Below are 22,353 nucleotides of genomic sequence, written 5' to 3'. Positions count from 1 at the left end.
CCGAACTGGCGGTGGCGGTTCCAATGCCCTGCCAGGATCGGAAACGCCGCCAGTCCGAGCTGTGGCAGGGGCGAGACGTGGGGTTGCGGATGGTGATGCATGCGCTGGCGGACGAGGAGTCTGACGCACCGGGCCGACGCGTCACCGGTCGACTCCGGTCGTACGGCTACGCGCCGACCGTCGCCGCTTCGCGCACCTCGACCGACTCCAACCGCTCAGCGGTCCGCTGAGCGGTCCGCCGGGCCCAGGCCCCGCTCGTCACCGCGCCCAGCACCAGTACCGCGAGCCCGCACCCGGCGATGATCCACCAGGCCGGCACCGAGGCGGAGACGAACGTGTCGGCGTACGAGGACGACCCCACGCCCGCCACCAGCACGGCCCCCACCACGGCGACCCCCAGCGTCTGCCCCAGCTGCCGGCTCGTGGAAGCCACCGCCGCGGCGACGCCCGCCTGCGACCGAGGCATCCCCGACACCGCCGTGTTCGTGATCGGCGCGTTCACGAAACCGAAGCCGACGCCGAACAGCACGTACCCGATCAGCAGGGTGACGTTGGACGTCTCCGCGTCGAACGCGGCGAACAGCACCCCGCTCGCGGTGATCGAGACGCCGGCGACCAGCAGCGGCAGCCGCGGTCCGTGCCGGCCGACCAGCCGTCCGGACAGCGGGGCGCAGAGGAACGCGGGGGCCGCGATCGGCAGCATCCACAGGCCGGCGTGCATCGCGTCGAGACCGCGGACGTTCTGCAGGTACAGCGTCGACAGGAACAGGAACCCGCCCAGCGCCGCGAACGCGCTGACCGCGATCACCGTGGCCCCGCTGAACGGCGCCGACCGGAAGAACCGCAGATCGATCAGCGGCTCGGCACGCCGGGGCTCGTACACCAGCAGCCCGATCAGCGCGGCCACCGCCAGCACGGCGTACGGCAGGACCGAGCCGAACCCGGTGTTCGGCGCCTCGATGATCGCGTACGTCATCGAGCCGAACAGCGCGATCACCAGGAACTGGCCGACCGGGTCCGCGCGGCGGGCCTTGGGGGCGCGGGACTCGGGGACGAAGCGGAGGGTGAGCAGCAGGGCGGCGAGACCGACCGGGACGTTGATCCAGAAGATCGAGCGCCAGCCGACGGTGTCCACGAGCAGGCCGCCCACCAGCGGTCCTGCCGCCATGGAGATACCGACGACCGCGCCCCACGCCCCGATCGCGCTGGCCCGCTCACGGGGGTCGGTGAAGGTGTTGGTGATGATCGACATGGCGACCGGGTTGAGCATCGAGCCGCCCACCGCCTGCACCATGCGGAAGGCGACCAGCGCCTCCAGGTTCGGGGCCAGCGAGCACAGCACCGAGCCGATCGTGAAGACGACCAGGCCCGCGACGAAGACCCTCTTGCGGCCGATCCGGTCGGCCGTGGAGCCGGCCAGCATCAGCAGTGAGGCGAGCACCAGCGTGTACGCGTCGATGGTCCACTGCAGTCCCGACGTGGTGGTGTCGAGATCGTGCTGCATGGACGGCAGGGCGACGTTCAGCACCGTGTTGTCGAGGCTCACGATCAGCAGGCTCATACAGCAGATCGCGAGGACCAGCAGACGTCGGCGGAAGCTGGGCTCGGGCATGCGCTTCATCGTACGCCGATATCGATAGTGCGTCTAACTAATGGTAGGTACAAGATCGGTCGGCCGAGCACGGGTCGCCGTACGCGACAATGGGGGAATGTCCACGACCGTGACCACCTCGAACACGACCCTGCAGATCGGGCCGCACACCGTGCAGCCGCCCGTCGTCCTGGCCCCCATGGCCGGGATCACCAACGCGCCCTTCCGCACCCTGTGCAGGGAGTTCAGCGGTGGCAAGGGGCTGTTCGTGAGCGAGATGATCACGACCCGGGCGCTGGTCGAGCGCAACGAGAAGACCATGCAGCTGATCCACTTCGACGCGACCGAGAAGCCGCGCTCGATCCAGCTGTACGGCGTCGACCCGGCGACCGTCGGCAAGGCCGTCCGCATGATCGCGGAGGAGGGCCTCGCCGACCACATCGACCTGAACTTCGGCTGCCCGGTCCCGAAGGTGACGCGCAAGGGCGGCGGCTCGGCACTGCCGTACAAGCGGAATCTGCTGCGCGCGATCCTGCGCGAGGCGGTGAGCGGGGCCGGTGACCTCCCCGTCACGATGAAGATGCGCAAGGGCATCGACGACGACCACATCACCTACCTCGACGCCGGCCGTATCGCCGTGGAGGAGGGCGTGACGGCCATCGCGCTGCACGGCCGCACCGCCGCCCAGCACTACGGCGGCACCGCGGACTGGGACGCGATCGCCCGGCTCAAGGAGCATGTGCCGGAGATCCCCGTCCTCGGCAACGGCGACATCTGGTCGGCCGAGGACGCGGTGCGGATGGTGCGGGAGACGGGTTGCGACGGAGTGGTGGTCGGTCGCGGGTGCCTGGGGCGGCCGTGGCTCTTCTCCGACCTCGTGGCCGTCTTCGAAGGCCGTACGGAGGACATCGCGCGTCCCGCCCTGCGTGAGGTCGCCGACGTGATGGTCCGTCACGCCACGTTCCTCGGCGAGTGGATCGGCGACGAGGCCCGCGGTGTCATCGACTTCCGCAAGCACGTGGCCTGGTACCTCAAGGGCTTCGCGGTCGGCTCGGAGATGCGCAAGCGCCTCGCCATCACCTCCTCCCTGGAGGAACTCCGGTCCGGCCTCGACGAGTTGGACCTCGACCAGCCCTGGCCGACGGGCGCCGACGGGCCGCGTGGACGTACGTCGGGGAACAACCGGGTTGTCCTGCCGGACGGTTGGCTCAAGGACCCGTACGACTGCGCGGGGATCGGCGAGGAAGCGGAACTGGACACCTCGGGCGGCTGAGGCGGGCGGAACTCGACGCAACGCCTGCCGACTGTGCTGCAGACCTCCGCGGAGCACCGAGGAGGCCCCGATGCCGGGAGGCGGGCTCACCCAGCAGGAACGTCAGCAGATCGCGCTGGGGCTGACCGACGGCCTCGCCTACGCGGAGATCGCCCGGCGCCTGGAGCGTCCGACCTCGACGGTCACGCGTGAAGTCATGCGCAACGGCGGCCCGAGCGCCTACCGCGCCGAGGTGGCCCATCGCGCCACCGAACGCCGCGCCCATCGGCGCAGGCGGACCACGCCCCGGGATGCGCAGGCGCCAGAGCAGGCCTATGGGCGTGATGCCGAGGCGGTGCGTGAATACGTCTCCAAGGCGATCACCTTCCTGGGGGTCTGGGGGCGGCAGCCCCCAGGGATGGGACGGGTAGGGGCGGCGGGGGCGAAATCATCAGTCCTTCGACGGGTGCGGGGTCGAGCCGTACGCCGTCAGGAAGCGGTCGCGGAAGGAGCTCATTTTCCAGACCGGGGCGTTGTGGGAGGGGCGTAGGCCGTCGGTCCAGTTCCAGTTCGCGATCTTGTCCAGGATCTTGGGGTCCTTGGCCACGATCGAGACCGGGACGTCCCGGCTGGCGTGGTCGCCGCTGACGCGGGCGATGGGCTGGTGGTCGCCGAGGAAGACGAGAACGGTGTCGTCGGTGCCGTAGCGCTCCAGCCACTGGGTGAGGGCCGTCACCGAGTACTGGATCGACTTGCCGTACTCCTCACGGGACTTGGTCGAGTCCGTGACGATGTCGCCGGGCTTCTCGCCGGCCTTCTGGATCGCGTCGAAGACCGAGCCGTCACCGAGCCGGTCCCAGTCCACCAGCTTCGGGATCGGCGCCCACGGCTGATGGCTCGACGTCAGGATGACCTCCGACATCAGCGGCTTGTCCCGCTTCTTGCCGTGGACGAGGCGCTGGAAGGCCTCCAGCGCATACTGGTCCGGCATCGTCGACCAGCTGAACTTCGGCCCCTGATAACCGAGTTGGAAGGCGTTGTACACCTTGTCCAGGCCGTAGTACTTCGCCTCCGGCCAGCCCTTCTGGATACCCGGCATCACCCCGACCGTGTCCCAGTCACCGGTCTTCTGGAACGCCTTGGTGAGGGTCAGATGCTCCCCGGAGGTCACCGTGCGATACCGCTGCTGGTTGTCGATCCACAGCCCCGACAGAAACGTCGAGTGCCCCAGCCAACTGCTGCCCCCGTACGTCGCCGACGTCAGCCACCCGCTCTTGGCATGGAACCCCGCCTTGTCCAGCGCCTTCGTCCGCGCCGCCAGCGTCGAGTCCACCCCCGGCGCCATGACCGGATCCTCGATCGCGCTACGGCCGTAACTCTCGATGAACGTGAAGATCACGTCCTTGCCCCGCAGATCCGGCACCAACTGCGCACCCGGCGTCGCCCCGAACGTGTCCGCCTTCGCCTCCTTCGCGAACGCCGCCTCGTCCCGGACCGTGTCCGCCACCCGCCGCGCCTGGATCTTCAGCGCGTCGGCGGCCCGGTCGGAGGCGATGGGCGTACCGGCGATCTGCAGCCCGAGCGCGTAACAGGTGATCCACGCCAGGGCCGCGATGAGCGTGCCCCGCGCGGCGACCGGTCTGCTCGCAACCAAGGCGTTGCTCAGCCGCACCATCGCCAGCGCCATGACCCCCACCAGCACCAGCACCAGCACGACCGCCCCGATGGCGGCCAGCACCGCGAACGTCCCGCCCATCGAATCCGCGACATACGACTGCGCGTCGTCCAGCAACTCCCAGTCGAGCACCAGGTTGAAGCCCCGCCCCAGATACTCCCGGAACCCCATGTCGAGCACGTTCAGCACGGTCAGCACCCCGAGCCCCACCCCGGCCACCACCGCCACGACCACCCGAGGCCGCCGCGGCAACCACAACGCCACGGCCGCCCCGAGGATCGCCTCGGCGGGGATACGGGTGAACCGGTTCGGCTTCAGCGCGCCCAGGGCGTTCGGCAACAGCAGTGCGCCGAGGACGAGCAGGGCGGCGAGAGCGGTGACCGTCCACCGGAGGATCGGCGGACGCGCAGAAGGCGCGGGTGTGTCCGGCAGTTGCCGCGTGCGCAGAGTGACGGCCACCCGAGGGTCCTTCCGTACGGAACTTGGCACATTCCCGTACGGCTCGCTCTCAAGAGCCGTTCACAGCACTGGGCAAACAGGCAGCAAACACCTGGCCAAGGGCGACTGCACCCACCTAAAGGGGCGCGGGGAACTGCGCGACAAGCCACGAAGCACCCGCACCCGAAATCCGGCCCTCCCAGCGGAGCGTTTACGCACCCCCGACCGCGGTCAACAAAGCAAGAGGCGCCGCCGCGGACCGAGACTCCCGCACACACGCATGCGGATACGGCACCGGCTCCGAATGCGAGTCCCGCCCATACCCCGCAAGAACCTCCGGCAGCCGATGCCCCGTGGCCGTCGCCGCATCCACCAACGCATGCGCGACCACCCGCGCCTCGTCATGCAGCCCGTACCGGGCCAACCCCAACGTGATCAGCGCGTTGTCATGCGGCCACACCGACCCCCGGTGATACGAGAGCGGGTGATACGCCGACTGCCCGGCCGCCACCGTCCGCACCCCCCACCCGGAGAAGAAGTCCGGTTCCAGCAACCGCCGCCCCACCGCCTCCCCGTACTCCTTGTCCAGCAGCCCGGACCACAGCAGATGCCCGGCATCCGAGGCCAGCGCGTCCACCTGCTGTCCCTCGCCGTCCAGCGCCAGCGCCGGGAACGTCCGGTCCGGCATCCAGAAGTCCCGCTGGAAACGGTCCCGCAGATCACCCGCGGCCTGCTCGAGGAGCGCCGCGTACGTCTCGTCCGCCCAGACCGTCCGTGCCACCCACGCCGTACGCCGCAGCGCGTCGTAGGCGTACCCCTGCGCCCCGGCCGCCATCACCGCCCCGCTCGCCCGTGTCCCGTCGGCCCAGCAGATCGCCCCGGGGGAGTCCTTCCAGTTCTGGTTGGCGAGCCCGCCCTGGTCGGCGCGGTACACGAGGTATCCGCGCGAGGTCAGCCCGCCGTGGTCCAGCATCCAGCCGATCGCCGCCCGGGCATGGGACTCGAGACGCCGGGCCATCGCGACGTCCCCGGTCTGCTCCACATACGCCCCGAGCAGCACGAGGAACAACGGCGTCGCGTCCACCGAGCCGTAGTAACGCCCGTACGGCACCTGGCCGAAGTGCGCCAGCTCCCCGTGCCGCACCTCGTGCACGATCTTTCCGGGCTGTGCCACCGAGTCCGCGCCGACCTCCGTGGCCTGCGCCGCGGCGAGCGCGGGGAGGGTGGCGGCGGCCAGTTGGGGACGGTAGGGGAGGGCGAACAGCGAGGTGAGCAGTGCGTCGCGGCCCAGCAGGGTCAGGAACCAGGGTGCGCCGGCGGCCGGGACGCGCAGTTCCTCGCCGTCCGGTCCGGTCGCCGGGACCTGGAGCGAGGCGAGGTCGGCGAGGCCACGGGCGCACGCGGCGGCCAGTTCGGGCCAGCCGGTCGGGAAGGCGACGCCCTCCACGAACTCGCCCTCCAGAGCGAGGAGTTGTGCGTTCAGTGCGGCCGGTGACTGGGGTACCCGCAGGGCCCGTTTGTCGCCGTGCGGCCGTGCCATCACCCGTAGCGTCAGCTCCGCCGTGCCGTGCGGCTCCAGTTCCAGCGTCCAGACGAGGCGCCGGGCTCCGGTGCCCGTCTCCTCGACGCCGTCAGGAGCGGGCTCCGCCGTCACCGTCGTACAGGAACGCCATTCGCCGCGCTGGTAGGTGAACTCGACGCCCGCGTCGAGGACTTCGCGGGAGCGGGTGGCTCCTGTTTTCGGGTAGGTGCGGTAGTCGGAGCGGAGTTCGAACTGGTCGGTGAAGTCGGCGTCGGCGGTCACCGCGAGCCGGACCGTGGCCGGCGCCGGGCGGTTGCTGGTGACACGGAGGGACTCGATGAACGAGCCGTCGCCCACGGCCTGTTCGCGGAAGATCGTGTACGCGGGCGGCTCCTGGCGGCCGCCGCGCGGGACGAGGACACAACGCGCGGTGTCGCCGTCGGCGACGGGGGTGAGGGCCTCGGGCACGGCGCCGTCGACCGTCAGCTGCCAGCGGCTGAGGTGGCGGGCGTCGCGTACGAACAAGCCTTCCGGGGACGGGGATGCGCCGCCCCGGACCCCGCTGATGTCTCCGCCGTCGCCCACAGCTGCGAACGTCCCGCCGTGCACGAGCAGATGATGCCGGTCCGTCATTGCAGGTCCCCTCCCTTGGCTGTGCCGGTGTGCAGCAGGTCGAGCGTGAGCGCGGCGGTCCAGCCGAAGCCGGTCGCGCCGCAGGCCTCGCCGGTGTACGGGTCGACGTACTCGGCGAAGCCGGAGGTGTCCGCGATGTCGAGGACGGCCCGGCGCAGGGCGTCGGCGCGGCCTCGCTCACCATGGGTGCGCAGGCCCCGCTCCATCAGCCAGCCGGTGTTGAACCAGGCCGGGCCCCGCCAGTAGCGGTGCGGGTCGAAGGCCTCGCCGAGAAGGTCGTAGCTGGGGACGAGGCGGGTGGTGCCGCCCAGGCCGAAGTGCTTGGAGGCGGTCGTACGGACGAGGGCCTCGACGATGTCCCGGGGGAGCGTCGGCAGCAGGAGCGGGATGAGCCCGGACACGCTGCGCTCGGGGATCAGGCCCCCGCCCCGGACGTCCCGGGAGAAGAACATGCCCTCGGCCGGGTCCCACAGCCGGTCGATCAGCGCCGCCGTCAGACGCTCCGCACGCGCGTGCCGGGCCGTGCCGGTCGCGCCCAGCTCCTGCGCGATACGGGCGAGGGCGTGCTCGGAGGCGATGAGCAGGGCGTTGAAGGAGGGGTCCTCGACGGCGAATTCGCTGCGACCGCCCCCTTGTCTCCCGTCCAGCCCGTCCCTGTACTCCCCGTCCCTGTAGTCCGCCGCCAGCCGCACATACCGCCCGTAGTCCAGATCCGTCGGCCGGTCCTCCGCCGCCCCGTGGTCGAGGTCGGCGCGCCGGAAGGAGCGGGCCGGGGCGGGGGTGACGCGGGAGAGCGGCAGGTCCCAGCAGGGGCTGTTGTCCATTCCCTGTTCCCAGGGGTGCACGACGGACGCCAGCGATCCCCCGCCCAGGTCGCGCCGGTGCAGCAGATAGCGGTGCCAGGCCGCCAGCCGGGGATACATCCGGGTGAGGAAGCCGCGCGCCCGTGACAGACCCGGGTCCGCGCAGTGCACCAGCCACGCGGCCAGCGCGTGCACCGGTGGCTGCACGATGCCCGAGGTCTGTACGGTGCGCGGGGCGCCCGCAGCGCGCCCCGCGGTCGAGGAGCGCCAGAAGTCGGGGCTCGGGAAGTACGCGTCGAGCGGCACGGAGGGGTTGAAGACGATGTGCGGGATGCGCCCGTCGCCCCACTGGGCGGCGAGGAGTGTCTCCAGTTCCGTCTGCGCCCTGAGCGGCGACAGATGCCGCAGGCCGATCGCGATGAACGCCGAGTCCCACGACCACTGGTGCGGATACAGGCCGCGCGAGGGCACTGTGGAGGTGCCGGTCCAGTTGTCCTCCAGTACCCGGGCTGCCCTGCTGTGCAGCGAACTCCGGGTCGGGGGTGGATCGTATACAAACTCACGTTCTGTGAGACGGGCTGTGAGCTGGGCAGTGCGATCCACTCGGGGCTCCCCGAAAGACGTCCGGCCGACCGGTTCGGTCGTGGCTACCGTAGGGTTACGTCTATTTAACACGCAAAACTCAATATGTAATGCAGAGTTGAGAAACACAAGGGGGTGCGCATGACCGGACGGGGTCAGGGAAGCGCCGGCGATCTGCTCGAACTGGTACGAAGCGGGCGCGCGATCACGCGCGGCGCGCTGCAGCAGGCCACCGGGCTGTCCCGTGCCACCGTCGGCCAGCGCCTGGACCGTCTCTTCCGCGCGGGCTGGCTGCGCGAGGGCGCCGGCGGTCCTGTGGACTCCCCACTCGGCGGGCGCCCCTCCATCACGCTGGAGTTCGACGACGCCCATGCCGTCGTCCTCGTCGCCGACCTGGACACCCGGCACGCCCGCGCGGCCGTCCTGTCGCTGACCGGGGAGCTTCTCGCCGAGCACAGCGGCACGCTCGTCATCGAGGACGGGCCGGACGTGGTGCTGGGGGAGCTGGGCCGCTGGTTCGCCGAGCTGCTGGAGAAGGCGGGCCATCGCGCGGACGAGGTCTGCGGGATCGGGCTCGCGGTGCCGGGGCCGGTCGACAGCGAGAGTGGCCGAGTGGTCCAGCCACCGATGATGCCGGGCTGGGACGGTTACGACATAAGAGGCCGCCTCGCCCGCTCCTTCACCGAGCACACGGGGGCGGCCGCGGTGCCGGTCCTGGTCGACAACGACGCGAACCTCATGGCGTACGGCGAACAGCGCACGTCCTGTCCCGACTGCTCGGCGTTCGTGCTGGTCAAGGTCTCGACCGGCATCGGTGCCGGGGTTGTCGTCGGCGGCTCGATCTTCCGGGGCATCGACGGGGGCGCCGGGGACATCGGCCATATCCGGGTGGGCGCGGACGCGCTGTGCCGGTGCGGTTCCCGCGGCTGTCTGGCCGCCGTCGCCAGTGGTGGCGCCGTGGCGCGGCGGCTGGCCGAGGCCGGGGTGCCCGCGGCCTCCGGATCGGATGTGCGGGACCTGCTGACCGCCGGTCATCCGGAGGCGGCCGCGCTCGCCCGGGAGGCGGGGCGGCAGGTCGGGGACGTCCTGGCGACCGTGGTGACCCTGCTGAATCCCGGGGTTCTGATGATCGCCGGTGATTTGGCCGGAACTCCCTTTCTCACCGGTGTGCGGGAACTGCTGTACCAGCGGGCGCTGCCGCGCTCGACCGCTCATCTGGACGTCGTGACGTCACGGCTGGGGGAGCGGGCCGGGCTGGTGGGGGCGGGTGCGCTGGTCGTGGAGCACCTCTATGCCGCTGAGCGGGTCGAGGAGCGGTTGGCCGCGCTCGGCGTGTGACCGGCATATTTCGGTCCCAACACCCGTCCGCATGGTGAAATCCGGGCGCCTGTGGCAGCGTGATTCTCGCCACCCTTGATAGGGGTAGCGCTCAGATGAGCGGATCTTGAGCGACTGCACTTCTCCAAGGGGTGGCACTCGGTGCCACCCTTTGATCGTTCATCGATCGAAATCAGACGTGCTGAATGCCGCTCAGGTGAGCGATATGCCGCCACTTCGACGGTTCCTGCGTTCAAGAAGTGAAAACACCTGGGCGCAGTCGCTTGCCAAGCTTTGACTTTCAATCCGCTGGCGGACGAGTGGTTACAGGCACATGACGCGCAAGTGGACCTCCCCAGACGCCTTCGATCTGGGTATGTTCCCCGTCGTCAGGGCAGCCACCGCGTCCTCGAGGGAGTCGAGAACCGTGTCGGAAAACAAAGAACCCCACGTAGCGAAGTTCGTTTACGACTTCACCGAGGGAAACAAGGACCTCAAGGACCTCCTGGGTGGCAAGGGCGCGAACCTCGCCGAGATGACCAACCTGGGACTCCCCGTTCCTCCCGGCTTCACCATCACGACCGAAGCCTGCAAGGTCTACCTGGACAGCGGCGTGGAGCCCGTGGCACTGCGTGACGAGGTGAGTGCGCACCTCGACGCCCTCGAGACACAGATGAGCAAGAAGCTCGGCCAGGCCGACAACCCGCTCCTCGTCTCGGTCCGGTCCGGCGCCAAGTTCTCCATGCCCGGCATGATGGACACGGTCCTGAACATCGGCCTCTCCGACAGGTCCGTGAAGGGCCTCGCCGAGCAGGCGGGCGACGAGCGGTTCGCCTGGGACTCCTACCGCCGTCTCATCCAGATGTTCGGCAAGACGGTCCTCGGCGTCGACGGCGAGCTCTTCGAGGAGGCGCTGGAGGCGGCGAAGGCGGCCAAGAAGGTCCACGTCGACACGGACCTGGAGGCGGCCGACCTCAAGAAGCTCGTCACCAAGTTCAAGAAGATCGTCAAGACCGAGGCCGGGCGGGACTTCCCGCAGGACCCGCGCGAACAGATGGACCTCGCCATCGAGGCGGTCTTCAACTCCTGGAACACCGACCGTGCCAAGCTCTACCGCCGCCAGGAGCGCATCCCCGGCGACCTGGGCACGGCCGTCAACGTCTGTTCGATGGTCTTCGGCAACCTCGGCCCCGACTCGGGCACCGGCGTCGCCTTCACCCGCGACCCGGCCAGCGGCCACCAGGGCGTGTACGGCGACTACCTCCAGAACGCGCAGGGCGAGGACGTCGTCGCCGGTATCCGCAACACGGTCCCGCTCGCGGAGCTGGAGTCGATCGACAAGAAGTCGTACGACCAGCTGATGCAGATCATGGAGACCCTGGAGAACCACTACAAGGATCTCTGCGACATCGAGTTCACCATCGAGCGCGGCCAGCTCTGGATGCTCCAGACCCGCGTCGGCAAGCGCACGGCGGGCGCGGCCTTCCGTATCGCCACGCAGCTCGTGGACCAGGGTCTGATCGACGAGGCCGAGGCGCTCCAGCGCGTCAGCGGCGCCCAGCTGGCCCAGCTGATGTTCCCGCGCTTCGACGAGGACGCGAAGGTCCAGCAGGTCGGCCGGGGCATCGCGGCGTCGCCCGGTGCGGCGGTCGGCAAGGCGGTCTTCGACTCGTACACCGCGGTGAAGTGGTCGCGCTCCGGCGAGAAGGTCATCCTGGTCCGCCGGGAGACCAACCCCGACGACCTGGACGGCATGATCGCCGCCGAGGGCATCCTGACCTCGCGCGGCGGCAAGACCTCGCACGCGGCCGTGGTCGCGCGCGGCATGGGCAAGACCTGTGTCTGCGGTGCCGAGGAGCTCGAGGTCGACACCAAGCGGCGGCGGATGACGGTGCCCGGCGGCCATGTGGTCGAGGAGGGCGACGTCATCTCCATCGACGGGTCGAGCGGCAAGGTGTACCTCGGGGAGGTGCCCGTCGTCCCCTCCCCGGTCGTGGAGTACTTCGAGGGCCGGATGCACGCGGGTGCGCAGGACGCCGACGAGCTGGTCGAGGCCGTGCACCGGATCATGGCGTTCGCCGACCGCAAGCGCCGGCTGCGGGTGCGGGCCAATGCGGACAACGCCGAGGACGCCATGCGCGCCCGTCGCTTCGGCGCCCAGGGCATCGGCCTGTGCCGCACCGAGCACATGTTCCTCGGCGACCGGCGTGAACTGGTCGAGCGCCTCATCCTGGCCGACACGGAGACCGAGCGCGAGGAGTCGCTGAAGCAGCTGCTCCCGCTCCAGAAGCAGGACTTCGTGGAGCTGTTCGCGGCGATGGACGGCCTGCCGGTGACGGTCCGTCTCCTGGACCCGCCGCTGCACGAGTTCCTGCCCGACATCACCGAGCTGTCGGTGCGTGTGGCGCTCGCGGAGTCCCGCCAGGAGCCGCACGAGAACGAGCTGCGGCTGCTCCAGGCGGTCCACCGGCTGCACGAGCAGAACCCGATGCTGGGTCTGCGCGGCGTACGCCTCGGTCTGGTCATCCCGGGCCTGTTCACGATGCAGGTACGGGCGATCGCCGAGGCCGCGGCCGAGCGCAAGGCGGCCAAGGGCGACCCGCGCGCGGAGATCATGATCCCGCTCGTCGGCACCGTCCAGGAGCTGGAGATCGTCCGCGAGGAGGCCGACCAGGTCATCGCGGAGGTCGAGGCGGCGACGGGTGCGCAGCTCAAGCTGACCATCGGCACGATGATCGAGCTCCCGCGCGCCGCGCTGACCGCGGGTCAGATCGCGGAGGCGGCGGAGTTCTTCTCCTTCGGCACGAACGACCTCACCCAGACGGTGTGGGGCTTCAGCCGGGACGACGTGGAGGCCTCCTTCTTCACGGCGTACCTGGAGAAGGGCATCTTCGGCGTCAGCCCGTTCGAGACGATCGACAGGGACGGCGTCGGCTCCCTGGTCAAGCTGGCCGCGGAGGCGGGCCGCAAGACCCGCCCCGACCTCAAGCTCGGCGTCTGCGGCGAGCACGGCGGTGACCCGGAGTCGGTCCACTTCTTCCACGACGTCGGCCTGGACTACGTCTCCTGCTCGCCCTTCCGTATCCCGGTAGCGCGCCTGGAAGCGGGCCGCGCGGCCTCGGAGTCGGCGGGCAGCGACCACCGCTAGGCCCTACGGGCCACCGAACCCCGGAACCGACGCCTGTCCCCGACCCTCAGTACCGATGGGCGTCGGTTCCGGATCACCAGGAAGGGGCGGCACCCTGTGCGGGGGTACCGCCCCTTCGGTCTGCGTTCAGTGGTCGGCGCGCCGCCTGTTCACGACGACCAGGAGGCCCGCGCCGGCGAGCATGACGGACATGCCGGCGGCCGCGAAGTACGGGGTGTTGTCGTCGCCGCCGGTCTCGGCGAGGTCCGTGTCCTTCGGGGCCGCGGCGTCCGCCTCCTGGTCCTCGGCGGGGGTGAAGTCCGCGGGCGGGCTGTCGCAGCCGATGCCGTCGCCGTCGCGGTCCAGATGGGTGCCGTAGTGCTCGTCGCCCTCGGGCATGTTCGCGTAGCCGTTCTCGTACGCCTCGGTGCAGTTGGCGAACGGGTGGTCGCCGTCGTGCGCCTGGGCGGCTGAGGGCAGGACGGCGAGGGCCAGCGCGGCGACGACGATGGCGCCGGGCTTGCGGAGCAGGTTCACGGCGGGTCCTTACGGGGTTCGTGGTGACAAGAGGTGCCCGAAGGTAGTGCGAGACCGTGTTGGTGGAAGTGGTGTGAAGAACCCGTGACGCGAACGTGACGCGACCGGACGGAAGCGCACAGTGATCGCTCAAGTGCGGTCGCACGTAAGGGCATTGTGGTCCGCATGGTGAAGTCAGCTGTCGCAGTCGACCCCGCACCGCTTCCGGGCCCACTTGGGGGCGGGTCCGGAAGCGGTGGGCGGTGCGGTGTTCACACGTCTACGACCGGAACGGTCCCGTCACCTCGTACGTGATCCCGCCCGACGAACTCCCCGTCGTGCCCCGCTGGCTGGAGAAGTACAGCCGGGTGCCGTTCGGGGAGAATGCCGGGCCGGTGATTTCCGAGGAGGACTGGCCGTCGATTCTCAGGAACGGTGTCACCACGTCGTCCGGGGTGATCAGGCAGATGTCCATGCTGCCGCCGTCCTCGGCGACGTAGAGGTCGCCGGAGGAGGAGCCGGTGATGTTGTCGACGCCGGTGAGCGGGGCCGTTCCCGAGGTGACCAGGGAGTCGTCGTAGGCCAACTCGTAGGTGTTCGAGGTGAGGTCGAGCTGCCAGACGCGGTTGTCGCCCTTGGTCGTGAACCAGACCTTGTCGTCGGCGTAGTGGCAGCCCTCGCCGCCGTTGAAGGACTTGGAGCCGGAGACCTGGGTGCGGGTCGAGGTGGGGGAGCCGTCCGGGTCGGGGACGGTCGTCCAGGTGTAGGAGCCCGAGGTGGCGGTGCCGGCGGCCAGTACCTGGAGGGTGCCGGAGGCGAGGCTGCCCCAAGTCGTCGGTACGAAGCGGTAGAAGCGGCCGTTCGTCTCGTCCTCGGTCAGGTAGATCACCTGGCGGACCGGGTCGGCCGCGGCCGCCTCGTGCTTGAAACGGCCCATCGCCGGCCGCTGCACCGCCGCGTTCGTGCCCCACGGGTCGGTCTCGTAGACGTACCCCCGGTCGACCTCCTCGCAGGACAGCCAGGTGTTCCACGGCGTCCTGCCGCCCGCGCAGTTCTGCCGGGTGCCGGACAGGATGCGGTACGCCGAGGTGATCGCGCCGCTCGACGAGAACCGCACCGCGCTCGCACCGCCGGAGGGGTTGATCTCCGAGTTGGAGACGTAGATCCAGCCCGTGCCGTCCGCGTAGCAGGCGCCGCCGTCCGGGGCGTTGTGCCAGGTGTACGACGTCCCGGTGACCGTCTGGCCCGAGCGGGCGATGACCCGGCTGGTGAAGCCCGAGGGGAGTCTGATGCCGTTGGCGTCCGGGGAGCCGAGCGCTCCGTAGGGGCCCGTGCCGGGCTGGGCCGGCGCGGCGTACGCGGCGCCGCGCCACAGGGTGCCGCCGAAGACGGCGGAGGTGCCGCCGATGGCGGTCGCACGGAGGAAGGTACGACGTTCCACTGTCGCTCCAAGAGGTGCCGTGACCGTCCCGCCACCGGTCGGCGGCGGGAGCGTGCGGGTGGGAACCTAGGGGAACTTGATAGACATGTCATGGACGGGTCATGAACGCGTGGGCTCGGCAGTTCGACGAGGCGGTCGTGCGGGAGAGCGCGTTCCGGTGAGTCCTGTCGACGGCGGGCCATATCGGGGGCAGGCTGGCGACGAGCGCCGAAGCGGCGGGAAGGAGCCCGGGCATGTCCTCCGGCTGGAACGAGCAGAACATCCCCGACCAGCACGGCCGCACCGCCGTCGTCACCGGAGCCAACAGCGGCATCGGCTACGTCACCGCGCGCGAGCTGGCACGCAAGGGCGCCCGGGTGGTGCTCGCCTGCCGGAGCGAGGCGCGCGGGATCGAGGCGGGGGACCGGCTGGCCACCGAAGTGCCGGGCGCACAGGTGGAGTTCGCGCGGCTCGACCTTGGGGACCTCGCCTCCGTACGGGAGTTCGCGCGGACACTGCCGTACGACCGACTCGACCTGCTGATCAACAACGCGGGCGTGATGGCCCTGCCGTACGGCACGACGGCGGACGGCTTCGAGACCCAGTTCGGCGTCAACCACCTGGGCCACTTCGCACTCACCGGGCTGCTGCTGCCCGCGCTGCTCGACACCCCGGGCGCGCGGGTGGTGACCGTCTCCAGCACGACGCACGCCCTGGCCAACATCGACATCAACGATCTCAACAGCGAGCAGCGGTACCGCCGTTGGGTCGCCTACGCCCGTTCCAAGACCGCGAACCTGCTCTTCACCCACGAACTGGCCCGCAGGCTCGCCGCCCACGGCTCGGACGTCGTCGCGGCGGCCGCCCACCCCGGATACGCGGCGACCAACCTCCAGTCGGCCGGACCCCGCATGGCGGGCCGCCGCTTCACCGAGCGCTTCATGGCCGTCGGCAACAGGTTCTTCGCCCAGCCGGCGGAGGCGGGCGCCCTCACCACCCTCTACGCCGCCACCGACCCCGACGTGTCCCCCGACTCCTTCACCGGCCCGGCCCTCGCGGGATGGCGCGGATCGCCGGGACCGTCCTGGCGAGCACCCTGGACACGCAACGACCAGGCGGGCGAGCAGCTTTGGGCCGCATCCGAGCGGCTCACGGGAGTGTCGTACGACCCCCTGAAGGCCTAGGGTCACTCGCCATGCGACCGGACTTACCGACGAGGCTGCCGAAGCATCCCCTCAACACCGCACTGCTGGACCATTTGCGGGAACAGGGCTCTCCGCCGAGCGGACCGGACGACTGGACGCTCGGCGAGTGGCAACTGCACACGCACCCCGATCTGATGTACCGGCTGAAGGACTTGGGCCTGGGAGTACCCCTGAACGCCGCCTACGGTGTTCCGCTCCTGGCCTACAAGGGTGTCGCGGCTGCCGTCGCGATGGGGACGGACACGCTGCTGCTGCGCCTTCCCTCAGTACCGGAGGGCCTCGAAGCCGACACGCCGGTTCCTGCCCTGACCCGACATGGCTGGCGGGCCGTCAACGCCTGGCAGCCCCGCCTGCGCTCCATCGACGGGGACCACCGACTCCTGCTGGCCGTCGAACAGGCACTGCTCCACACCCGGGACCTCATTTCCTGACCCTGTGTGTGGCACTTCCGGCGGAGCGTTCACGCCGTCTTGCCGCTGTCCACCACCAGGTCCGTGCCCACCACGGACGCGGCGTCGTCCGAGGCCAGATAGAGGACCGCGGCGGCGACCTCCGCCGTGGCGGAGGCGCGGCCGAGCGGCACCGAGTTCTCCATGCGCTCGGCGCGCTCGGCCTCCGTCTCGCCGGGGAGCAGGGACATCTCCGTCTCCACGGGACCGGGGCTGACCGCGTTGATGCGGACTCCGTCGCCGATGTGGTCGCGTGCGGCGCCCCGGGTGAGGACGGAGACGGCGGCCTTGGTGGCGGCGTACGCGGTGGCGCCCGGGTGGCGGGCGTGGACGCCGAAGATGGAGGCGATGTTGACGATCGCGCCGCCGGAGGGCTGGGTCCGCATCTGGCGGACCTCGGCCTGGAGGGCGTGGAAGACACCGGTGACGTTGATGTCGAGCTGCTCGGTCCAGTCGGACTCCGACAGTTCGGCCAGCGGCTGCCCGCCCCGGAAGACGCCCGCGTTGTTGACCGCCACGTCGAGCGAGCCGAAGTGGTCCACGGCTGCGGCCACGACGGCCTGGACGTCGGCGGCACGGGACACGTCGGCGGTGAGCGCCAGCGCCTTGCCGCCCGCCTCCTCGATCAGGGCCGCCGTGTCGTCGAGGGGTTCCCGCCGCCGCCCGGCCACGACGACCTGCGCCCCCTCGGCGGCGAACGCCAGCGCGACGGCACGGCCGATGCCGGAGCCGGCGCCGGTCACGAGAACGGTCCTGTCGTGGAAACGCGTGCTGGTCATGATCTCCCCTTATTCTTGACCGAACGGTTCAGTATGGCGCCAAATAAAAAACGGCGGCCCTCGATGAGCAGCCGCCCTCAGTCCAGCAGTGTCAGAGCCTGTTCCGCCGCGTCCCGCACCCGCGCCGGGTCCGGGGACGCCTTGCCCACCACCTTGAGGCCCTGGAGCAGCACCAGGAGCATGCGGGCGAGGGCGAGCGGATCGCGGCCCGCCCCGAGCTCGCCCTGGGCCCCGGCGCGGACCAGTGCAGAGTGGAGCACTGTCTCCACGTGGTCCCAGTTCCGCTCGACCTGCCGTGCGGCGGCCGGGTCGTGCGGGGCGAGCTCGGCCGCCGTGTTGGTGATGAAACAGCCGTTCAGGCGCAGGTTCTCGGCGGTGGCCTCGTCCGCGTAACGCCGTACGAGCGCCCGTATCGCGGGCAGTACCGGGCCCGGCCGGGACAGCTCCCCGAGCAGGTCCGGGAGCTGTTCCTGATAGCGCTCCAGTGCCTTCAGATACAGCTCGTGCTTGTTGCCGAAGGTCGCGTAGAGGCTGGCGCGGCCGATGCCGAGGTGCTCGACGAGGTCGGACATGGACGTCGCCTCGTAGCCGCGCCGCCAGAACAGCTCCAGGGCTGCCTGCAGCGCGGCCTCCGGATCGAACTCCTTGGTCCTGGCCACATTCGCAGCCTAGATCCAATGAGAACGGTCGGTCAAGAAAGACTTCTCCGGGAGCGGGTTACGACACCCGGACCTGGTACGTCGGGATCCGTACCGTCTCGTCGTCCAGGCACTGCCCCGACAGCAGATCGAAGCGCTGCTTCAGCAGGGGCGAGGCGACGAACGGCCGACCCTCGTGGGTGCCGGTCAGTCCGCGGGAGAGGACCGCCGCGCCACCGAACGGGTCGCGGTTGTCGATGGCGTACAGCTCGCCCGCGCGGTCGCGGAAGAGGGCCGCCTGCCGGCCGTCGGGCAGCAGGGCCGCCACGCCGCGGCCCGGCAGCAGGACGTTCAGGTCGCAGACCGTGAACCAGCTGTCGTCGAGGCGCAGTTGGATCTTCAGGGCGGTCGTCTCGGGTGCCAGGGTCATCGCTGGGCGCTTCCTTCCAGGACGTCTTCAGCGGGGCGCATGCCGATGGACAGCAGGGGCAGGTCGGGCTTGATCTGGTCGCGCTCGGGGACGAAGCCGACGACCGGGTCGGGGGTGTCCGGCGCGTTCACGAAGGACACGAACCGGGCGAGCTTCTCGGGGTCGTTGATGGTGTCGGACCACTCGTCGCGGTAGTGGGCGACGTGCGAGGTCATCAGTGACTCCAGCTCCTCGCAGATGCCGAGGGAGTCCTCCACCACCACGTCCCGGACGTGGTCCAGGCCGCCGGGGATCCGCTCCAGCCAGGTGGAGGTGCGCTCCAGGCGGTCGGCGGTGCGGATGTAGAACATCAGGAACCGGTCGATCAGCTTGATCAGCTCGGTGTCGCTGAGGTCCTGGGCCAGCAGGTCCGCGTGGCGCGGGGTGGCGCCGCCGTTGCCGCCGACGTACAGGTTCCAGCCGCCCGAGGTGGCGATGATCCCGAAGTCCTTGGACTGGGCCTCGGCGCACTCGCGGGCGCAGCCCGACACCGCCGACTTCAGCTTGTGCGGGGAGCGCAGGCCCCGGTAGCGCAGCTCCAGGTCGATCGCCATGCGCACCGAGTCCTGGACGCCGTAGCGGCACCAGGTCTGGCCCACGCAGGACTTGACCGTACGCAGCGACTTTCCGTACGCGTGGCCGGACTCGAAGCCCGCGTCCACCAGCCGGGTCCAGATCAGCGGGAGCTGTTCGACGCGGGCGCCGAACATGTCGATCCGCTGACCGCCGGTGATCTTCGTGTAGAGGCCGAAGTCGCGGGCGATCTCGCCGATGACGATCAGGCCCTCCGGGGTGATCTCACCGCCGGGGATACGCGGGACGACCGAGTACGAGCCGTTCTTCTGGAGGTTGGCCAGGAAGTGGTCGTTGGTGTCCTGGAGCGCGGCCTGCTCGCCGTCCAGGACGTAGACGTCGGCACCGATGGTCGAGGCGAGGGAGGCGATGATCGAGGCCACGGCCGGCTTGCAGGTCTCGCAGCCGTCGCCGCCCCGGGCGCCCTCGCGGCCGTAACGGTCCAGCAGATCCTGGTAGGTGCTGATGCGCAGGGCGAGGACGATCTCGTAGAGCTCCTCGCGGGTCTGCGAGAAGCAGCCGCACAGGCCCTTGTCGACGACGACGCCGGACGCCTCCAGCTCGGCGGTGACCAGCTGGCCGAGGACCTTGACGCAACTGCCGCAGGTCGTACCGGCCTTGGTGCACTTCTTCACCTCGGGCACGGTGGTGCAGTTGTGCTCGGTGACCGCGCCGCGGATCGTGCCCTTGCGGACGTTGTTGCAGGAGCAGATGATCGCGTCGTCCGGCAGCGCGCTCGGGCCGAGCTGGACGGACTCGCCGGCACCGGCGGGCAGCACGAGCGACTCGGGCGAGACCGGCGGGACCGAACCCGTGAAGGCCTTCAGCGTGCCGTATGCCTCGGCGTCGCCGACCAGGATGCCGCCGAGCAGGGTGCCGTCGCTGCCGATGACGAGCTTCTTGTACAGGCCCGAGCGGGAGTCGGAGTAGACGACGTCGAGGCAGTCCGCGGTCGCGCCGTGCGCGTCACCGAAGGAGGCCACGTCCACGCCGAGCAGCTTCAGCTTGGTGGAGAGGTCGGCGCCGACGAAGGAGGCCTCGTCCGACGCGATGGTCGCCGCCGCCGTCTCGGCCTGCTCGTAACCGGGGGCGACCAGGCCGTACACCCGGCCGTCGGCGGCCAGCGCGCACTCGCCGATCGCGAAGACGTGCGGGTCGGCGACCGTGCGGCACTGCTCGTCGACGGTGATGCCGCCGCGCTCGCCGACCGTGAGGCCGCAGTCGCGGGCCAGCTGGTCGCGGGGGCGGACACCGGCGGAGAACACCACCAGGTCGGTGGCGAGTTCGGAGCCGTCGGAGAGCTTCATGCCGGTGACGGCACCCTCGGAGTCGACCACGATCTCCTGCGTGCCGACGCCCGTGTGGACGCTCAGGCCCATCTGCTCGATGGTGCGCAGCAGCGCCGCGCCACCGCCGTCGTCGACCTGCACCGGCATCAGGCGCGGCGCGAACTCGACGATGTGGGAGGTGAGTCCGAGGCCCTTCAGCGCGCCCGCGGCCTCCAGGCCGAGCAGACCGCCGCCGACCACGGCACCGGTGGTGCGCGTACTGGCGTACTCCTCGATGGCGAGGAGGTCCTCGATGGTGCGGTAGACGAAACAGCCCTTGGCGTCCTTGTTGGGGACCGGCGGCACGAAGGGGTACGAGCCGGTCGCGAGGACGAGGATGTCGTAGTCGAAGACCTGCCCGGACCGGGCGGTCACCCTGCGGGCCTCACGGTCGACGGTCTCCGCCGGGTCGCCGACGTAGAGCTCGATGCCCTCCTTCTCGATGAACTCCATGTCCGTCATCGAGAGGTCCTCGGGCGTCTTGCCCGAGAAGTACGAGGTGAGCGCTACGCGGTCGTAGGCCGGGCGCGGCTCCTCACAGAGCACGACCACGCGGTGCGTGGCGGTCAGGCCGCGCTCGGCGAGCGCTTCGAGGAAGCGCTGGCCGACCATGCCGTGGCCGACGAGCACGATCGTGGGAGTGGTCTCCCTGTTGGCGGTCATCAGGAGCCTCCATCGTTGGTGAGCAGGTGGAGCAGAGGACCGTCGTCGGGGAGCGGCTCTGCTCCCTCCCAGGCGCGCGCGAGCGCGCCGACGGTGCCGAGTTCGCCGACGAGGACCCCGCCGACCAGGCGGTCGTCGCGGACGACGACCTTGCGGTAGGTGCCTCGGGTGGCATCGGCGAGCTGTACGACGTCGTCGCCGGGAAGTGCCTCCGTCTCGCCGAACGCGGCGAGGTCGAAGGCGGTCTGACCGGGCAGTGTGAGCCGGGTCAGCGAACGGGTGCCGGTGTAGCGGGCGGTCGCCCGCCCGGCCAGCAGCTCGGCGAGCACTTCGGCCTGTTCGAGGGCCGGAGTGGCGAGCCCGTAGACGTTTCCGTCGTGCTGGGCGCAGTCGCCGATGGCGTGGATGTACGGGTCGGAGGTGCGCAGTTCGTCGTCCACGACGATGCCCTTGCGGACCTCGAGGTCCGCACTCCAGGCGAGGCCCGCGCGCGGGCGGACCCCGCAGGCCAGGACCACCAGGTCGGCGTCGAGGGCGTATCCGTCGGCCATCTCGACCGAGCGGACCGCGCCGTTGACGCAGCGCACGTCACGCACCCGCAGATCGGTGTGGACCTCGACGCCCAGCTCGTCCAGATGGCGCCGGACGAGCCGGGAGGCGTTCGGGTCGAGCTGGCGCTCCATGAGCCGCTCGGACTGCTGGGCGAGGATCACCTGAGCGCCGCGCTGGGCGAGCGCCCGGGCGGCGGAGACCCCGAGGAGTCCACCGCCGATGACGACCGCCTTCGCACCCGGCCGGACCGCCTTGGACAGGCCCAGGCAGTCGTCCATCGTGCGGAAGGCGTGGACGCCCTCCGGCAGGACGTGGTCGGGGGTGAACAGACCGCGCAGGGGCGGCAGCACCGGGTTCGAGCCGGTGGCCAGGACCAGCCGGTCGTATGCGATCTTCGAACCGTCCGCGCACTCGACGGTCCGCGCCTCCCGGTCGATGCCGGTGACCCGGGCGCGGGTGAGCTCCGCGGGGGCCGGCAGCGCGATCACGTCGGGGCTGTACCGTCCGGCCAGCACATCGGCGAGCAGCACCCGGTTGTACGGGCGGTGCTCCTCCTCGCCGATCAGCGTCACGGGCGTGCCGAGCTCGCCGAGCCGCCGGGCGAGACGGACGCCCGCGAGTCCGGCGCCGATCACCACCACACGCGTATTCGAGGTCATGTCCAGGAGCGTGCGTTGCCGGTGTTACCCGACCGCATCACATCTGTTTCCCGCGAGGAACGCTGCCCTCAGCGGGGGCAGTGGGCGAGTGTGAGGGTTCCGGGAGTGCGCCGGGGACGGGCTGTGAGGTGGCGAAACCAGCGGAATCCATGCAGGTGACAT

At 70.3% G+C, this 22,353-nt stretch carries 16 protein-coding genes and 1 pseudogene; 6 read left to right on the top strand and 11 right to left on the bottom strand.

From position 1 onward, the window contains the following. Positions 1 to 166 precede the first annotated feature (166 nt). Positions 167 to 1,612, bottom strand: coding sequence for an MFS transporter (locus OHU89_RS17590; protein ID WP_405644034.1), 1,446 nt, complete (start codon positions 1,610 to 1,612; stop codon positions 167 to 169). Between the two features lie 97 nt (positions 1,613 to 1,709). Here OHU89_RS17590 and dusB point away from each other — a divergent pair, with 97 nt between their 5' ends. Both dusB and OHU89_RS17580 read left to right on the top strand, forming a co-directional pair. Further along, positions 1,710 to 2,864 (top strand): tRNA dihydrouridine synthase DusB, encoded by a 1,155-nt coding sequence (gene dusB / locus OHU89_RS17585; protein ID WP_405644032.1) that lies wholly within the window; start codon positions 1,710 to 1,712, stop codon positions 2,862 to 2,864. A gap of 70 nt (positions 2,865 to 2,934) precedes the next feature. Beyond that, positions 2,935 to 3,279, top strand: a pseudogene (locus tag OHU89_RS17580) (helix-turn-helix domain-containing protein); the annotation flags it as partial. A gap of 15 nt (positions 3,280 to 3,294) precedes the next feature. On the opposite strand, the gene OHU89_RS17575 reads toward OHU89_RS17580, so the two are convergent. The 3 genes from OHU89_RS17575 to OHU89_RS17565 form a co-directional block, all read right to left on the bottom strand. After that, positions 3,295 to 4,950 (bottom strand): CDP-alcohol phosphatidyltransferase, encoded by a 1,656-nt coding sequence (locus tag OHU89_RS17575; protein ID WP_405654535.1) that lies wholly within the window; start codon positions 4,948 to 4,950, stop codon positions 3,295 to 3,297. 217 nt (positions 4,951 to 5,167) lie between these two features. Beyond that, entirely contained in the window at positions 5,168 to 7,111 is a 1,944-nt protein-coding gene (locus tag OHU89_RS17570) for a glycogen debranching N-terminal domain-containing protein (protein ID WP_405644030.1), read from the bottom strand. Continuing rightward, complete coding sequence (locus tag OHU89_RS17565; RefSeq protein WP_405644028.1) at positions 7,108 to 8,517, bottom strand: MGH1-like glycoside hydrolase domain-containing protein; 1,410 nt, start codon at positions 8,515 to 8,517, stop codon at positions 7,108 to 7,110. Before OHU89_RS17565 ends, OHU89_RS17570 begins: the two co-directional genes overlap by 4 nt. A gap of 120 nt (positions 8,518 to 8,637) precedes the next feature. Between OHU89_RS17565 and OHU89_RS17560 the strand changes: the two genes are divergently transcribed. Both OHU89_RS17560 and ppdK read left to right on the top strand, forming a co-directional pair. Continuing rightward, positions 8,638 to 9,834, top strand: a complete 1,197-nt coding sequence (locus OHU89_RS17560) for an ROK family protein (RefSeq protein WP_405644026.1) — start codon at positions 8,638 to 8,640, stop codon at positions 9,832 to 9,834. Between the two features lie 406 nt (positions 9,835 to 10,240). Further along, a complete protein-coding gene (gene ppdK, locus OHU89_RS17555; protein WP_405644024.1) occupies positions 10,241 to 12,961 on the top strand; it encodes a pyruvate, phosphate dikinase in 2,721 nt (906 codons plus the stop codon). Between the two features lie 126 nt (positions 12,962 to 13,087). On the opposite strand, the gene OHU89_RS17550 is transcribed toward ppdK, so the two are convergent. Continuing rightward, a complete protein-coding gene (locus OHU89_RS17550) occupies positions 13,088 to 13,477 on the bottom strand; it encodes an excalibur calcium-binding domain-containing protein (RefSeq protein ID WP_405644022.1) in 390 nt (129 codons plus the stop codon). Between the two features lie 259 nt (positions 13,478 to 13,736). Continuing rightward, positions 13,737 to 14,897 carry an alkaline phosphatase PhoX gene (locus OHU89_RS17545; protein ID WP_405644020.1) on the bottom strand — a complete coding sequence of 387 codons (1,161 nt, stop codon included), beginning with the start codon at positions 14,895 to 14,897 and terminating at the stop codon, positions 13,737 to 13,739. A 233-nt stretch (positions 14,898 to 15,130) separates the two neighbouring features. Here OHU89_RS17545 and OHU89_RS17540 point away from each other — a divergent pair, with 233 nt between their 5' ends. Beyond that, positions 15,131 to 16,060, top strand: a complete 930-nt coding sequence (locus OHU89_RS17540; RefSeq protein WP_405644018.1) for an oxidoreductase — start codon at positions 15,131 to 15,133, stop codon at positions 16,058 to 16,060. 11 nt (positions 16,061 to 16,071) lie between these two features. Further along, positions 16,072 to 16,512: a hypothetical protein gene (locus tag OHU89_RS17535; protein WP_405644016.1), complete on the top strand. Its 441-nt coding sequence runs from the start codon at positions 16,072 to 16,074 to the stop codon at positions 16,510 to 16,512. Between the two features lie 29 nt (positions 16,513 to 16,541). Here the strand turns inward: OHU89_RS17535 and OHU89_RS17530 are convergent, their stop codons facing one another. From OHU89_RS17530 to OHU89_RS17510, 5 genes are all read right to left on the bottom strand, one after another. Then, positions 16,542 to 17,309 carry an SDR family NAD(P)-dependent oxidoreductase gene (locus OHU89_RS17530; RefSeq protein ID WP_405644014.1) on the bottom strand — a complete coding sequence of 256 codons (768 nt, stop codon included), beginning with the start codon at positions 17,307 to 17,309 and terminating at the stop codon, positions 16,542 to 16,544. Between the two features lie 77 nt (positions 17,310 to 17,386). Beyond that, on the bottom strand, positions 17,387 to 17,968 hold the full coding sequence (locus tag OHU89_RS17525) for a TetR/AcrR family transcriptional regulator (RefSeq protein WP_405644012.1): 582 nt from the start codon (positions 17,966 to 17,968) through the stop codon (positions 17,387 to 17,389). 58 nt (positions 17,969 to 18,026) lie between these two features. After that, entirely contained in the window at positions 18,027 to 18,377 is a 351-nt protein-coding gene (gene nirD, locus OHU89_RS17520) for a nitrite reductase small subunit NirD (RefSeq protein WP_046260233.1), read from the bottom strand. Beyond that, entirely contained in the window at positions 18,374 to 20,980 is a 2,607-nt protein-coding gene (gene nirB, locus OHU89_RS17515; RefSeq protein WP_266892692.1) for a nitrite reductase large subunit NirB, read from the bottom strand. Before nirB ends, nirD begins: the two co-directional genes overlap by 4 nt. Continuing rightward, entirely contained in the window at positions 20,980 to 22,191 is a 1,212-nt protein-coding gene (locus tag OHU89_RS17510; RefSeq protein ID WP_405644010.1) for an NAD(P)/FAD-dependent oxidoreductase, read from the bottom strand. Before OHU89_RS17510 ends, nirB begins: the two co-directional genes overlap by 1 nt. Positions 22,192 to 22,353: the final 162 nt, after the last annotated feature.

Source organism: Streptomyces sp. NBC_00019, from assembly GCF_045041015.1.
Taxonomy (GTDB): Bacteria; Actinomycetota; Actinomycetes; order Streptomycetales; family Streptomycetaceae; genus Streptomyces.
This window is presented reverse-complemented; position numbering and strand designations above follow the sequence as displayed.